This window comes from Ensifer sp. GW823-FHT05D09 (assembly GCF_058795755.1).
The window spans coordinates 97,472-111,724 of sequence record NZ_JBXAIA010000002.1 but is presented as its reverse complement, the minus strand read 5'-3'; the positions used below and the strand labels follow the sequence as shown (position 1 = coordinate 111,724).

Genomic DNA, 14,253 nt, shown 5'->3' with positions numbered 1-14,253 from the left:
CCCAAAGCCACCTGATGTTGGAAGCCTAGCCGGCAAAGGTTTAAGATTGGTTCACCATGTCCGTTAACCGCTTCAAAACCATGAAGCCGCTGCTGTTTCAGGGCGCCGAAGCGCCTGTCCCCCCGTCCTCTGTCCTCGGAAGTGTTGATGGCCTCATTGTCGAACTCAGGTTTGGTGGCGACACGCTTGCTCGACCAGCGGGCGTCGCGAGAAGCGCCTTGCGCATCTTCGCACGGATCCCTCCGATCAACCGCGTGACGGAGGATGCGCTCTTCGCGCTGCTCCGCAACGATATTGACGGCGTCTTGCTCTCCGAATGCCGGAGCCGTGCGGACGTGCAGAAGCTCGACGTCATGTTGCGTGTCGCGGAGGCAAGCACCGGTTCTCATCCGCAACAGATAGCTATTCTTGCGGAATATGGTGCGGTCCCGGAAAGCGTGCTTTCACCCTACTCTCTTCACGAAAGCTCACCACGTCTCGAAGGACTTGTGTTCGATGGCCAAAAGCTAGCGGCGGCGACAGGCTGCGAACCACTCCCGGTACGGCAGGACCAGGTCACGGCGGCGCCTGTTGCCGCCGGGCGTGCCGCCACCGTTCTTCGCGCCCATGAAGCGGGTCTAGCCTGTTACGACGTGTTGCCGCAGACGGCCATCACTGAGCTTGCTGCCCGGCAGGCATTTGCTGCCAGCCGCGCCGATGGGTTTTCATCCGTGGTCTGCCGCTCCCCGGAGCAGGCGGCATGGCTGAATAGCGACGATTGACGCGATCGGCCGCAGGCATCAGCAAAACGAAAACGGTTCAGCGCGTCGGCCGCACCATCTGGAACACATCGCCACCGTCGCAATAATCCATGTAGCCGAGGCGGGCGAGCGGGCGCACCGTCGCCATGTCGAAACGACCGTCGCGGATTGCCTCGTCGCGAATGTGGATGCCGACGACCTGTCCGATGACGACGTAATTGTCCGAGGGCTCGCCATCGAGCCCCTTGGGCTGAAACATTTCGGTCATCCGGCATTCGAGCGCCGCATAGGCCTCGCCGACGAACGGCGCATTGACCAAGGTGCCGTCAACCGGCGTCAATCCGGCGATCTGAAACTCGCTCTCGCCATGGGGGGCCGCAATCGAGGTCTTGTTGACGGCCTCGCTCAGGTTGCGGCTTGCGAAGCTGGCGGTGAATTCGCCCGTTGCCTCGATGTTGCGCACGGAATCCTTGTAGCCGCTCGACGAGAACATCACGAGTTTTGGCCGGTCGCTGATCGCGTTGAAAAAGGAATAGGGCGCAACATTCAGCGACCCGTCCGCGGCGCGGGTGCCAATCCAACCGATCGGCCGCGGCGAGACGATCGCCTTGAACGGATCGTGCGGCAGGCCATGCCTGTTTGCGGCCGTATCGTAGAACATCAGGCTTCTTCTCCGACCCAAGTGACGATCTCGGCCAACTCCGGGCGCGGACGCTCGGTCGGCGGAACCATGGCGGTGCCGATGTGAATAAAGCCGGCGACCCTTTCGCCCGGCTCGACACCGAGCAGCGGATACGCCGCTTCGTCAAAAGCGTACCATTCGGTCAGCCAGTTGGAAGCGTAGCCCAGCGCGTTGGCCGCCATCAACAAGTTGAGGCAGACGGCACCGGCCGACATCTGCTGCTCCCATTCCGGGATCTTGAAATGCGGGGCCGCTTTGCTGACCACTGCGACGACCACGGGCGCGCGCGACAACCGTGTCTCTTCCACCTTGATCATTTCTTCCGAAAGATCAGGTTTCTTGGCGAGTGCCATTGTCTTCAATTCGGCGCTGATGCGGGCTCTCTCTTCGCCACGGTAAACGATGAACCGCCATGGAGCGAGCTTGCCGTGATCCGGCACGCGCGAGGCGAGCGTCAGCATTTCCTCGACTTCGGCCTTGCCAGGTCCTGGCTCGCCCATCTGAAAAGCGGGAATGGATCGCCGGGACGCGAGATAATCAACGAGCTTTATTTCGGTTTTCATATTGGGTGAATTCCACTATTTTGCCGCCGACCGGCAGCCACGAAAATGCCATACCGGCGTCTCAAGTGGAGTCACCCAGTCAGGAAGTCAACTGCTCTCATGCGCACCTGCCCTCGTATTTTCATCAGAACCGGTTTGGCGGTCGCACTCGCAAGCATCACCGCCGGCAGCGCCCTGGCGCAGGATGCGACCGAGGCTTTCGAGAGCTTTCCGTCGATTTCCGGAACGCGCAAGATGCCGAAGCTGACCGGCTTCAGCCCGATGACCACCGACCCCACGCGGGAAGGCACGCTGAGGGACGTGAAGCTCGAGGCACTTCTGACCGGCAAGGGCCAACCGGTCGAGGCGGGCCTGACCTGGCGGGTGTTCAGCCCCATCCCTGGAAGCGATGGCAAGCTGCCGCTGCTGGCAACGTCGGAAGGCGGATCAACGGCCTTCAGCCTGGTGCCAGGCGAGTATTTCGTCAACGTCGCATTCGGACGTGCAGCCGCCACGCGCAAGATCCGCATCCCGGAAGACGGTGCGCTCGACAAGCAGGTGCTGGTGCTCGATGCCGGCGGCATGACGCTAAACGCTGTCTCCGGCAGCGATGTGCGCATACCTCCGGGCGAACTCAGCTTCTCCATCTACTCCTCCGAAACGCAGGGCGATGGTGAACGGGCGCTGATTGCCGCCGACGTGAAACCCAGCACCGTCATCCGCCTTGGCGCCGGCACCTACCATGTCAGCTCCAACTACGGCACGACAAACGCGGTGATCACCGCCGACATCCAGGTGGAAGCCGGCAAGCTCACCGAGGCGACGATCCAGCACAAGGCCGCAAAGCTGACGCTGAAGCTGGTTTCCGAAGCGGGTGGCGAAGCCATCGCCGATACCGGCTGGTCGATCCTCACTTCGGCCGGCGACATCGTCGACCAGGAGGAAGGCGCGTTCCCGACGCTCGTTCTTCTCGAGGGCAACTATACGGCCGTTGCGAGAAACAAGAACAAGATCTACCAGCGCGATTTCACGGTGAAGGCCGGCGTCAACACCGACATCGAAGTGCTGTTGACCAACGGCGGCGCCGCCGCAAGCCCGGAAGCGGCCGCGGAAGCGCAGGATTGATCTTACGGTAGAGGGCTGGCGTTAAGGCAAATGCCTCACGCCGCGTTAGCCGGCGCGCCTGAGAAAACGACGACGCGGCGGCGCCATCGAAAACACCGCCTCATAGATGCGACCGAGCAGATCCTTGCGGTCGCCATGCGCGCAAAGCTCTTCCCATGTCAGGATATGCCCGATGCGGGCCGCGATCGTCGTACCCGACAACCTCCGGAATTCGCGGATCAGCAGTGAGATCCGGAGCGTGAGCGACACCTTACTCGCGAGATGGAAGATGCGCCCGTTCTGCCCTTCGAAGTAGATCGGTATGACGCTGGCGCGCGCCGCCTGAATGAGCTTGGCGGGAAAGATCTTCCACGGCAGATCCTCGGCCCTACCCCAGCCCGAACGTGCCGTTGCCACCCCGCCGGCGGGAAAGATCACGATCGTCACGCCCTCTTTCAGCAGCCGCACGGCCTCATGGCGTGTAGCCATGTTCAGCGCCAGCGCTTCCTTCGTTTCCTCGAAAGACACCGGCAGCGAATAGGGCGCCATCTCCGGCACCTTCAATAGCTCGTTGTTGATCAGCACCCGGAACGGCCGGCCGAGTTGCTCGGCGAGTGCCAGAACAGCGATACCGTCGCCGATGCCGAACGGGTGATTTGCGACGATGACCAGCGGCGTGTCCGGCAAGTGGCGCGGCGGCCATTCGCCCTGAAGCCGCAGGCGCACATCGATCAGTTGCAGCATCTCGCCGAAGATACGGTCGCTCTTGCCGACAATGTCGGCCCGCCAGCGGGCATAGAGCTTGGCGTATCGGTTGCGACCCGCCAAGCCTTCCATCGAGCGGATGAACCAGCGCTTCAGGCGCCGGTCATTTTCGTTTGCGTAAGACAGCTCTTTGAACTGCACGGAAGTCTCCGATGGATGGCCCGGTACAAGGCGCTGCAGTATCCGGATATTCCGCTAATATGACAGTTTACTGACAGAGCGAAGGTCCCGGGGTCTTAACCCCGGGCTTTCTTTTCCGCCTTGCGCTTGAGATCGGGCGCCGTCGCTTCGGCAGAGAGCGAAGCGATCGCCTCGTCGAGCGACATCGCCGTCTGCGCCTGTGAGCCGAGACGGCGGATGTTGACCGACCGCTCTTCCGATTCGCGCTTGCCGCAAACGACGATGACCGGAACCTTGGTCACCGAATGCTCGCGGACCTTGTAATTGATCTTCTCATTGCGGAAGTCGGTCTCGACGGTCAGCCCGGCGTCGCGCAGAAGCTCGGCGACCTCGCGACCGTAGTCGTCGGCTTCCGAGGTAATCGTCGCGACGACGACCTGCAGCGGTGAAATCCACAGCGGCATGTGGCCGGCGAAGTTTTCGATCAGAATGCCGAGGAAGCGTTCCATCGAGCCGCAGATCGCGCGGTGGATCATCACCGGCTGACGCTTTTCCGAATCCTTGTCGATATAGAAGGCGCCAAAACGTTCCGGCAGGTTGAAGTCGACCTGCGTCGTGCCACACTGCCATTCGCGGCCGATGGCGTCCTTCAGCGTATATTCGAACTTCGGACCGTAGAACGCGCCCTCACCCGGCAGGATGCCTGTCTTGATCCGGCCCTCGGACTGCGCCTCAATCGTCTTCAGCACGTCGGTCATGACGCTTTCGGCGCGATCCCAGAGCTCGTCGGAACCAACGCGCTTTTCCGGACGGGTCGACAGCTTGACGACGACTTCCTTGAAGCCGAAATCCTCATAGACCGACAGGATGAGATCGTTGATGCGCAGGCACTCGGCCGCCATCTGCTCATCGGTGCAGAAGACGTGCGCATCGTCCTGGGTGAAGCCGCGCACGCGCATCAGCCCGTGCAGCGCGCCCGACGGCTCGTAGCGATGAACGTTCCCGAACTCGGCCAGCCGCACCGGCAGTTCGCGGTAGGACTTCAGGCCGTGCTTGAAGATCTGGATATGACCCGGGCAGTTCATCGGCTTCAACGCGAAGACGCGCTCATCGTCGGTGTCATCGCCGGCAACGGTCACCTTGAACATGTTGTCGCGGTACCAGCCCCAGTGGCCCGAGGTTTCCCACAGCGACTTGTCGAGCACCTGCGGTGCGTTGACTTCCTGGTAGGTATTGGCAAGCCGCCGGCGCATGTAGGCCGTCAGCGTCTGGAACAGACGCCAGCCCTTGCCATGCCAGAACACGACGCCGGGACCTTCTTCCTGGAAATGGAAGAGATCCATCTCGCGGCCGAGGCGACGGTGGTCGCGCTTTTCCGCTTCGGCCAGGATGTGCAGGTACTGGTCGAGCTCTTCCTGCGTATGCCAGGCCGTGCCGTAGATGCGGGTCAGCATCGGGTTGTTGCTGTCACCGCGCCAATAGGCGCCGGCAACCTTCATCAGCTTGAAGGCCGTGCCGATCTGGCCAGTGGACACCAGGTGCGGACCGCGGCAGAGGTCGAACCAATCGCCCTGGTAGTAGATCTTCAGATCCTGGCCTTCCGGGATCGCGTCGACGAGCTCGACCTTATAGGCCTCGCCCCTGTCGGCGAACACCTGGCGGGCCTTGTCGCGCGACCAGACTTCCCGGGTAAACGGCTTGTTGCGGGCGATGATTTCCTTCATCCGCTTCTCGATGACCGGCAGGTCGTCGGGCGTGAACGGCTCGTTCTTGGCAAAGTCGTAGTAGAAGCCGTTGTCGATCACCGGACCGATGGTCACCTGCGTACCGGGCCACAGTTCCTGCACGGCTTCCGCCATCACGTGTGCCGCATCGTGACGGATCAGCTCAAGCGAACGCTTGTCGTCGCGGGTGACGATTTCGATGCGGCCGTCGGCGATGGTGTCGGACAGGTCGCGCAGCTCGCCGTCGAGCGCAATGGCGACAGCCTTCTTGGCCAGCGACTTCGAAATCGACTCGGCGACATCGCGCCCGGTCGTGCCCGGGGCGTATTCGCGGACGGAGCCATCAGGAAATGTAAGGGAAACGGGATTCGACATCATGATCTCCTATCCAGTCCCGCCAACGAATGCGGGTGGTATGGTGTGGTATGACTGACCGGCTTGGGCCGGCTATTTGACGCAGGCCTGATAGAGGTTTTTCGAGGCCGAGTAAAGGCAAGGCGAGCCTAGCTGCCGAGCAGCGCGGCCAGGCCCTTCACCGTGTTCCAGTTGCGAAACGTACCGACTCCAAGACGTTTTTTGGTCAAGGCGCCGAGCAGTTTCGATTCGCTCGCCTGGCCGGTGAAATGAACCCAGAGATCACCATCGACGACCGCCAGCCGCTCGCCCGCCGTGCAATAGCGTTCGAAATCAGCAGGCACCGTGCCGGACAATGGCTGGCGCATCACGCGAACATGAACGCGGGTACCGTCCTCCTCGCCTTCGGCATGAAACGGATTGGTCGCGGCGAGCCTCTTCCAATCGACGCCGGGGCGCACGATGATGTCGACATGACGGCCGAACGTTTCGGCAAATGCGTTCTCGAGCGCTGCCTCCAGATCGTTGACGGCGGCGTTATCAGCGTCGAAGAGCAGGTTGCCGGTGGCGACGAGCGTCCGCGGAGACCGGTGGCCAAGTCTCTCAGCCATGGCCCTCAGGTCCGCCATGACGACGCGGCGCCCTTCGCCAAGCACAATGCTGTAGAGCAACGCTATGTAACTGTTCACACGAGGTACTCCCTGGCTCATGCACGCCAGAAGTCGGCGGCGCCGGCCGGGAGACGGGCCAACACGCGATCGAGCTTCGCTTCGTCGACATTCTTCCTTAACGCAGCCGCCACGTCCGCAATCGCCGTATCCGGCGAAATGTTGTGATCGCCGCGGAACGCCTGCACTTCAAGCGTCATCGTCGTCCGGCCAGAAAATGGGCTCCTTGGCTCTTCAAGATCCCACGCGGCAATGAAAATCGCTCTTAGAACCGGCGGCAGGACATCAGCAAACAGGATCGCATCCTCGACGTCCAGGCGGCAGCGAAAGGTCTGCAGCACGGCCTGAACCATCGTATAGGCCTGGTTCGTCGTCTGAAGCCCCGCGATGTCGCGGGCATCGACGATAAACCGGTCGAAATCGACCGACGCCTGCCGGTACTCCATCGGGATGGTCATCGCGTTCATCCGCCCTTCGGCCGCGGCTGCCAGTAGCGCCACGGTGCATACCAGAGATGCCTGGCTTTCAGGCGTTCCGGCACCGGGTCGAAACCGTGAGTGCCGCCCGGGCCGCAACGCGTTACGCGGAAAAACGTCATCCAGCCGCCTGCCCACAAGCCATGGCGCGCAATTGCTTCATAACCATATTCCGAGCAGGTCGGCAGATGCCGGCAGGCATTGCCGATGAAACTGGAAAGGGTCAGCTGATAGGCACGAATGAGGGCCATGCCGATGAGACGCCCCGGCGTCTTGCGGAACGGACCAGCCCAATTGCGTCCCTTGTATGCAGACACGGGGCCTGCCGCTGTCGAATGTTCACAACGCGGATCCCGGCACATGGCTCAAACGGCCGTTGCCAGGCGCCTGGCCTCGATCTGGCCGATCGCTTCGACGACAGCATCGAAGGTGAGCATGGTCGACGCGTGGCGGGCCTTGTAGTCCTTCACGGGCTTGAGGAAGCGCATATCCTCGAAACGGCCCGCTGGGCCTTCGCCGTCGGCCTTCAGCATCGCCAGCATCTCGTCGCGCGCCTGGCGGATTTCGCTCGCCTGTGCGCCGACCACATGGCGCGCCATGATCGAAGACGATGCCTGACCGAGCGCGCATGCCTTCACGTCGTGGGCAAAATCCGTGACCACGTCGCCGTCCATCTTCAACCAGATCCGCACTTTCGAGCCACAGAGTTTCGAATGGGCCACTGCTTCGGCATCGGCATTTTCGAGAATCCCGATGCGCGGGATATTGCCGGCGAAGTCGAGAATACGATTGTTGTAGATGTCATCCATCATGTGACGCGTTCCGGCTGATTTTTCGCGGTTTTGGGTGATCGGCGCATGATTTTCTCCTGTAGGCAGGAAAAAAGCACGACGCAGTCCCCTCGGCCTCTTTCATCTCTATGGCACCATACTATATGCTATGTCGTGTTGGGGCGACAGTTCCGCAAGAGGACCAAATGTCGCCTGTTGTTTGGGAAACCGTGCCGGACGGTCCATTGCACTGCTAAGCAAGGACCAGAAAGCCCCGGAGCCCGCCGACGGAACCCAAGCCTGCAGGGTTAGGCGAATGGCCAGTGGCGAGTTGTCCGAAAGATAAAACGTCAAGCAATCCCCGTATTGCGCAAAGAGGCCATTATGGATGCCATAGTGAAGAATTTCCCCGTGCTCGACAATGCGAGCGACCGGCCGACGCAGAAGGAAGCCGAGGACGCCGTCCGCGTGCTGCTTCGCTGGGCCGGCGACGATCCGAGCCGCGAAGGCCTGCTGGATACACCGGCACGCGTGGCCAAGTCCTACCGCGAGCTTTTCAGCGGCTATGATCTTGCAGCCGAAGACGTGCTCGGCCGGACCTTCGAGGAGGTTGCCGGCTATGACGACATGGTGCTGGTCAAGGACATCCCGTTCTACTCCCATTGCGAACACCATATGGTGCCGATCATCGGCAAGGCGCACGTCGCCTATCTGCCCAACGGAAGAGTACTGGGTCTCTCCAAGATCGCCCGCGTGGTCGACATCTATGGACGTCGGCTGCAGACGCAGGAATCGATGACGGCGCAGATCGCCCGGGTGATCGATGAAACGCTGGCCCCACGCGGCGTCGCGGTGATGATCGAGGCCGAGCATATGTGCATGGCGATGCGCGGCGTTCAGAAGCAAGGCTCGACAACACTGACCACCACATTTACGGGTACGTTCCAGACCGAACCGGCCGAACAGGCCCGTTTCATGACGATGCTGCGGGGCTTCAAATAAGGCTCCAATCAACGGAGCCTTCGATGACGCTGACCTTCGAGACCCCCTCTTCCAACAAGGCCGAACTGGAATCCGGTCCGGCCTTCACACCCCGCTTCGATGACAAGGGCCTGATCACGGCAGTCGTGACCGATGCGCGCGACGGCGAGTTGCTGATGGTCGCGCACATGAACGCCGAAGCACTGGCGCTGACGATCGAGACTGGTGTCGCCCACTATTACAGCCGCTCCCGCAAGAGCCTGTGGAAGAAGGGCGAAAGCTCCGGCAATTTGCAGACGGTGAAGGAAATTCGCACCGATTGCGACCAGGATGCCATCTGGCTGAAGGTCTCGGTCGCCGGGCACGATGCAACCTGCCACACCGGCCGCCGCTCCTGCTTCTATCGCACGGTCGGCGTCGAGCAGGGTCGCGCGACCGTCACGATCACGGACGATCATCAGCATTTCGACCCGAACAAGGTTTATGACAAAAATTAAGCATTGCGCACCTTTTTGGCGCGGGTGCATACTGCGTTTATATTTTGGTAACCCAGCGGGCGCCTAATCCTTTGGCAAGGATACAGTTTCGCCGGGAACGGCCACAAGCCGGGCAGTATTGCAGACTGTAGCGAATGTTTATCGACCCCGCCGCACACGGCGGCAGGATCGATGGTAATCTGAGTAACGGTGCCAGTCGTTCAGCAATGAATAAGGACAAGGCCGGCACCAGCGCCGGCTTGGCAGGGTATCCTCCAGACAAGCGCGCTCAAAAATTATTGCGTGGTTCCAGGATCGAATCGGGTCTTCGGAAGTTTGAGTCAATGCATGGAGCGCCACAACGCCCTTCGCGCATTCTGAAGGACGTGTTGCGCTGCCAAGTGTTCGGCGGTGTTGGAGGTGCCGGATGTTGAACTGGACTTTTACGCGTAGCAGCCAGATTGCCGACCTGACCGACCCGGATGGGTCATCACTCTCGACAACACCATCAGAACCCGCCGTGCCGCCCAAACCGCCGAAGATCGCCATCGCCCTTGGTGGCGGCGCCGCCCGTGGCTGGGCGCATATCGGTGTGCTCCGGGCGCTTGACGAAGAGGGCATCGAAGTCGGCATGATCGCCGGAACTTCGATCGGCGCCCTGGTCGGCGGCTGTTATCTCGCCGGCAAACTTGATGAACTGGAAACGTTCGCCCGCTCCCTCACCGTCAGGCGCATTGCCGGCCTGCTCGATTTCGCCATCGGCGGCGGAGGCCTGTTCGGTGGGCTGCGCTTGACCAAGCGCATGCAGGAGCATCTGCAGGGCTTGAGCATTGAAGGCCTCGACCGACCGTTTATCGCAGTTGCCACCGAAGTGCATAGCGGCCATGAAGTCTGGTTGGAAAAAGGCTCGCTGATCACCGCGATCCGCGCCTCATACGCCCTGCCCGGCATCTTCGAGCCGATCAAGGCCAACGGCCGGATGTTGATGGACGGCGCGCTCGTCAATCCCGTCCCCGTTTCCGTCTGCCGCGCTCACGAACAACAGCTCGTCGTCGCGGTGAACCTCAACTACGACCTCTATGGGCGTTCTGCCGTCGTCAAGCACAACGCCGGCTCCGAGACCCACGATACGCCGCCCGCCAAGGAGCCGACGCACCATTCTGCGCGCATGGGCATGACCAGCGTCATGGTTCAGGCTTTCAACATCATCCAGGATCGGATCTCGCGCGCACGCCTTGCCGGCGACCCGCCGGATCTCGCGCTCCATCCTAAGCTCAACGATATCGGGCTTTCGGAATTCCACCGCGCCGGCGAGGCGATCGATCGCGGCTATCAGGAAGCAAAGGCCAAGCTCGCCGAAATCCGCCGCATGCAGGAAGTCCTCGTCCGTTAACGGCTGGTGCGACGCCAGGCTTTCGCGTTGACCCAAGAGATGGCCGTACCGGTCGCATGTTTCGCGAAAGGCCATAACGCGAACAGGCGCTCCGCGCGAATATTCGAGACCATGCCGCAGGCGGGTGACGAAAGGGCGGCGGCAACCGCCCTTTACCATTACCCGGCGATGTAGGCCTTGATGTGCTCGGCCTCTTGCTCCATGGCGCGGATGTGATGCTTGATCACGTCGCCAATCGAAATGATGCCGGCCAGGTGCCCATTGGTTTCAACTGGGAGATGACGGGCCCGCAACTTGCTCATCATCTCCATCAGCGTATCGACTGACATGTCCTCGGTGCAGCAATAGACGTTCTGCCACATGACAGCCGAAACCGGCTTCTCCAGACAGGCTGCCCCGTGTTTGGCGATGGCGGCGACGATATCGCGCTCGGTCAGGATGCCGGCGATCTGATCATCCGCATCGATGATGATCACCGCGCCGATATGATTGTCACGTAGAAGGACTGCAGCCTGTTGAACCGTCATGCGAGGACCGACGGTCACGACGTTCCGGCCTTTTTCATTGAGTATCGCTTTTACTGACATGCGCACTTCTCCCCGTTGCGACGACGCCGGGTCGGCGAGGAAGGTTCCGGCCTGTCGTGTGCGGCACAATCGGGCAATGGAACCTATACCCTTTCCGATGCTGTCAAGGTCAACGCGACGCTCCTCAGGGACGCAATCGACCTGCCGGCACCCGGCCTTCACGGACCGCGTCACCCTTGAATGAAAACGGCCGTTTCAAATGGTGCGCCAGCGTTCCGGGGAAATCAAGCGTTCTGACAATGATCGCAACAGGATCGGTCCGCTATCAATCCCGCGGATCGAACAGGGCGAACAGGAGGAAGCCGAAGAGGAAACCGCCGATATGCGCTTCCCATGCCACGCTGCCGGCACCGCCTGGCGTGAACATGCCAAATCCGACGAGAAAATTCGTCAGGAACCAGATGCCGCTGAAAACGACGACGGAACGATTGGACAGCGCCTCTTTGACGGAAAGCCGGCGGTTAAGATGGGCGAATTGACGACTGATACGGCCGCTGGGTGAGAACACGAATCGTGCTGCACCTCCCATGAAGCCGGAAACCACCCCCGAGGCACCGACGACGACGATCATTTCGCCCCAGTGAAAAACCGTGTGAAGTGCTACGGCGGCGGCGGCTGAAAGAACCCAGAAAACCGCAAGCCGCATCATGCCGATGCGCCGCACCACCGGCGCGCCGAAGGCAACCATCCAGAAGATGTTGAAGATCAGGTGTTCCCAGCTTCCGTGCAGGAACGAATAGGTCACCGGGCTCCAGAGCCAGGCGAGGCCCTGCTCGGCAAGCGGATGATCATAGCGTGCAGGAAGGAAGGCAAAGTTCAGGATGATTTCCCGATCGAAACTCTCCGAGAAAACATAGGTGCGCAACGCGTGAATGGCGACGAGGAACAGCAGAATGCACGTCAGCCCCGCCGGCAAATTGAAAGCTGGCTCGCGCGTGCGATTGACGGCGCCTTCCCGTTCCGCCTCCGGTGGCGTTGCCGCCTGATCTCGTTCCATGGCTGATGCTCTCTTCCGTCCGCATATCCGTTTCGATCCGACCACGTCGGTCGGGCAATTGCGCATAGCCGGACAGCGCGCCCAGCCATAAGCAAACAAAAAAAGACCGTCCAGTAAAAACTGAACGGTCCGTGAGCCCCCAATACCGCGAGCTCAAGTTCTGTGCCGAAGGCAACCCTTCGTGAAGTTATGTCCAATCAAGTGCCATTCCTGTGCGTCCGCAGCAATCGAAACCGTTTGTTAACCTTAATTTCCGGGTGGCACGAATTTCGCACTGTCATCGATACGACAGGAATGAACGGTCGATTTGTGCCGGATCGACACAGGCGACCGCAGAAGTGGAATGAACGACATCATGCGCAACAAGACATCGACGCAGCTGTTTCAGTACTGGAACGTCATCCGAGGCGACCGTGAGCTACCACGTCGCAACGAGATCGATCCGTCAGCAATTCGAACGCTCCTTCCCCAACTCTTCATCCTCGAGCGGGATCATTTCGGTGGCATGAAATTCCGCCTTGCCGGTACGCATGTCTGCGCCCTCTTCGATCACGATTTTCGCGGCCGGCAGTTCGCCACGCTTTGGCTCGGAAGCCAGGCCGGCAAAGTGCTCCAGATCGGCAGGCGGGTCATGACACAACATGTCCCCGTCGTCCTGTCGGCGACAGCACGAACGGATGACGGAAGAGAGCTGGAGACCGAGACATTGCTCCTCCCCCTTGCGTCCAACGAAGGTCACAGCGACCGCATTCTCGGCTCGCTCTCTCCGCTATCGCGCCCGTACTGGTTGAATGCCACCCCCGTCTCCGGCCTCGACGTCACAGGCCTCAGGGTACTCGATCCGGACCGAACCGCAGCTTTCCTCAAAGAACCGATTGAGCGCGATGCCACTCAGCCGGGCATACGCCGGGTTCAACACCTGCGCGTCTTCGAAGGTGGTCGTGACGGGTAACGCTGCAGGTCCGCACCGAGAGCGATGCCGGCACCAACCGCAGGGCGAACCTTCTATTAACCGGATCACACTATGCTTTCGCGTGCCAAGATACGTCGATGCAGAGTGATCATGTTCTCGTTCCAGCAAGCGCAAAATACCGGTCCGAAGCCGCACCAGGAAGGCGCGTTCCAGCGCGTCTCGGTGAATCTCACCGGGCGACTGATGCTTGCCAATCACGACGAATACGACTGCACCGCCGTCGACATGTCACCGGGTGACGTGCTTTTGTTGTCGCCGGCCCGCCCGCGCGCCGGCGAACGCATCATCGCCTACATCGATCACGTCGGTCGGCTCGAAGGCACCGTGTCGCGGCTTGCCGAAAACGCCTTCGTCATCCAGCTCAATGCCACGGAACGCAAGCGCGAGAAGCTTGCGGCACAATTGACGTGGATTGCCAACAAGCACGAACTCGGCCTGCCGGAAGACCGTCGCCATGACCGCCTTGCACCGCGCAAGACAGTGACCGAGCTGACGCTCGATACCGGCGCGAAGTATCCCTGCCGCATCATCGACCTTTCGCTGTCCGGCGCCGCCGTCGACATTGAAAACCGCCCGCCAATCGGCACACAGATCAGGCTCGGCAACATGAAGGGCAAGATCGTCCGTCATTTCCAAGAAGGCGTTGCCATCGAATTCTCGGGCGTTCAGTCCCGTGAAGCCTTGACGGAATTCCTGTAGAACACACCGATACAGCGCGTCTTAGTCGCTGCAGGTCTTTATCCTTGAACCGGATCCGATCCAAGGAAACAATCAGTCAGCCTCGATGACCGCGCATTGAGTGCACGCTCTTGCGCATGGCGCTACCGCAGAACGCTTCTGCGTGTCCTGTACCAGACAGGTTCGGTCGCTAGCTCACCGACATTGCCAACACTTTTCCTCT

Annotated in this window: 17 protein-coding genes; 7 read left to right on the top strand and 10 right to left on the bottom strand. The window is 60.9% G+C overall.

The genetic code is table 11. The annotated features are described in order from the left end of the window. Positions 1 to 56 precede the first annotated feature (56 nt). Complete coding sequence (locus AC1Q80_RS06290; protein WP_492359935.1) at positions 57 to 761, top strand: aldolase; 705 nt, start codon at positions 57 to 59, stop codon at positions 759 to 761. 37 nt (positions 762 to 798) lie between these two features. Here the strand turns inward: AC1Q80_RS06290 and AC1Q80_RS06285 are convergent, their stop codons facing one another. After that, complete coding sequence (locus tag AC1Q80_RS06285) at positions 799 to 1,401, bottom strand: flavin reductase family protein (RefSeq protein ID WP_492359934.1); 603 nt, start codon at positions 1,399 to 1,401, stop codon at positions 799 to 801. Next, on the bottom strand, positions 1,401 to 1,985 hold the full coding sequence (locus AC1Q80_RS06280) for a nitroreductase family protein (protein ID WP_173419779.1): 585 nt from the start codon (positions 1,983 to 1,985) through the stop codon (positions 1,401 to 1,403). Before AC1Q80_RS06280 ends, AC1Q80_RS06285 begins: the two co-directional genes overlap by 1 nt. 99 nt (positions 1,986 to 2,084) lie before the next feature. Here AC1Q80_RS06280 and AC1Q80_RS06275 point away from each other — a divergent pair, with 99 nt between their 5' ends. Next, positions 2,085 to 3,089: an RgsD C-terminal domain-containing protein gene (locus tag AC1Q80_RS06275; RefSeq protein ID WP_492359933.1), complete on the top strand. Its 1,005-nt coding sequence runs from the start codon at positions 2,085 to 2,087 to the stop codon at positions 3,087 to 3,089. 45 nt (positions 3,090 to 3,134) lie between these two features. Here the strand turns inward: AC1Q80_RS06275 and AC1Q80_RS06270 are convergent, their stop codons facing one another. From AC1Q80_RS06270 to AC1Q80_RS06245, 6 genes are all read right to left on the bottom strand, one after another. Next, positions 3,135 to 3,974, bottom strand: a complete 840-nt coding sequence (locus tag AC1Q80_RS06270) for a lysophospholipid acyltransferase family protein (protein WP_173419777.1) — start codon at positions 3,972 to 3,974, stop codon at positions 3,135 to 3,137. Positions 3,975 to 4,069: 95 nt separating this feature from the next. Further along, positions 4,070 to 6,052: a threonine--tRNA ligase gene (gene thrS / locus AC1Q80_RS06265; protein WP_492360355.1), complete on the bottom strand. Its 1,983-nt coding sequence runs from the start codon at positions 6,050 to 6,052 to the stop codon at positions 4,070 to 4,072. Between the two features lie 128 nt (positions 6,053 to 6,180). Then, positions 6,181 to 6,720: a DUF1697 domain-containing protein gene (locus tag AC1Q80_RS06260; RefSeq protein WP_492359932.1), complete on the bottom strand. Its 540-nt coding sequence runs from the start codon at positions 6,718 to 6,720 to the stop codon at positions 6,181 to 6,183. Between the two features lie 17 nt (positions 6,721 to 6,737). Then, positions 6,738 to 7,166: a DUF2267 domain-containing protein gene (locus AC1Q80_RS06255; RefSeq protein ID WP_492359931.1), complete on the bottom strand. Its 429-nt coding sequence runs from the start codon at positions 7,164 to 7,166 to the stop codon at positions 6,738 to 6,740. Next, positions 7,163 to 7,537, bottom strand: coding sequence for a membrane protein insertion efficiency factor YidD (yidD, locus tag AC1Q80_RS06250; RefSeq protein ID WP_492359930.1), 375 nt, complete (start codon positions 7,535 to 7,537; stop codon positions 7,163 to 7,165). Before yidD ends, AC1Q80_RS06255 begins: the two co-directional genes overlap by 4 nt. 3 nt (positions 7,538 to 7,540) lie before the next feature. After that, positions 7,541 to 7,987, bottom strand: a complete 447-nt coding sequence (locus AC1Q80_RS06245) for an iron-sulfur cluster assembly scaffold protein (RefSeq protein ID WP_492359929.1) — start codon at positions 7,985 to 7,987, stop codon at positions 7,541 to 7,543. A 342-nt stretch (positions 7,988 to 8,329) separates the two neighbouring features. Here AC1Q80_RS06245 and folE point away from each other — a divergent pair, with 342 nt between their 5' ends. The 3 genes from folE to AC1Q80_RS06230 all read left to right on the top strand — a co-directional run bounded on the left by folE (position 8,330) and on the right by AC1Q80_RS06230 (position 10,795). After that, a complete protein-coding gene (gene folE, locus AC1Q80_RS06240) occupies positions 8,330 to 8,947 on the top strand; it encodes a GTP cyclohydrolase I FolE (protein WP_173419771.1) in 618 nt (205 codons plus the stop codon). Between the two features lie 23 nt (positions 8,948 to 8,970). Continuing rightward, positions 8,971 to 9,423 (top strand): phosphoribosyl-AMP cyclohydrolase, encoded by a 453-nt coding sequence (hisI, locus tag AC1Q80_RS06235; protein ID WP_173419770.1) that lies wholly within the window; start codon positions 8,971 to 8,973, stop codon positions 9,421 to 9,423. Between the two features lie 406 nt (positions 9,424 to 9,829). Then, positions 9,830 to 10,795, top strand: coding sequence for a patatin-like phospholipase family protein (locus tag AC1Q80_RS06230; RefSeq protein WP_173419769.1), 966 nt, complete (start codon positions 9,830 to 9,832; stop codon positions 10,793 to 10,795). Positions 10,796 to 10,953: 158 nt separating this feature from the next. Here the strand turns inward: AC1Q80_RS06230 and AC1Q80_RS06225 are convergent, their stop codons facing one another. Then, positions 10,954 to 11,382, bottom strand: a complete 429-nt coding sequence (locus tag AC1Q80_RS06225; protein WP_077498384.1) for a CBS domain-containing protein — start codon at positions 11,380 to 11,382, stop codon at positions 10,954 to 10,956. A 265-nt stretch (positions 11,383 to 11,647) separates the two neighbouring features. Continuing rightward, on the bottom strand, positions 11,648 to 12,379 hold the full coding sequence (locus AC1Q80_RS06220) for a rhomboid family intramembrane serine protease (RefSeq protein WP_492359928.1): 732 nt from the start codon (positions 12,377 to 12,379) through the stop codon (positions 11,648 to 11,650). A gap of 343 nt (positions 12,380 to 12,722) precedes the next feature. On the opposite strand from AC1Q80_RS06220, the gene AC1Q80_RS06215 reads away from it, so the two are divergent. Both AC1Q80_RS06215 and AC1Q80_RS06210 read left to right on the top strand, forming a co-directional pair. Further along, on the top strand, positions 12,723 to 13,331 hold the full coding sequence (locus AC1Q80_RS06215; protein WP_492359927.1) for a PAS domain-containing protein: 609 nt from the start codon (positions 12,723 to 12,725) through the stop codon (positions 13,329 to 13,331). Positions 13,332 to 13,442: 111 nt separating this feature from the next. Continuing rightward, the gene (locus AC1Q80_RS06210; RefSeq protein WP_173419766.1) at positions 13,443 to 14,051 is read left to right on the top strand and encodes a PilZ domain-containing protein; all 609 of its coding nucleotides are present in this window, start codon (positions 13,443 to 13,445) and stop codon (positions 14,049 to 14,051) included. The last annotated feature ends 202 nt before the right edge of the window (positions 14,052 to 14,253 follow it).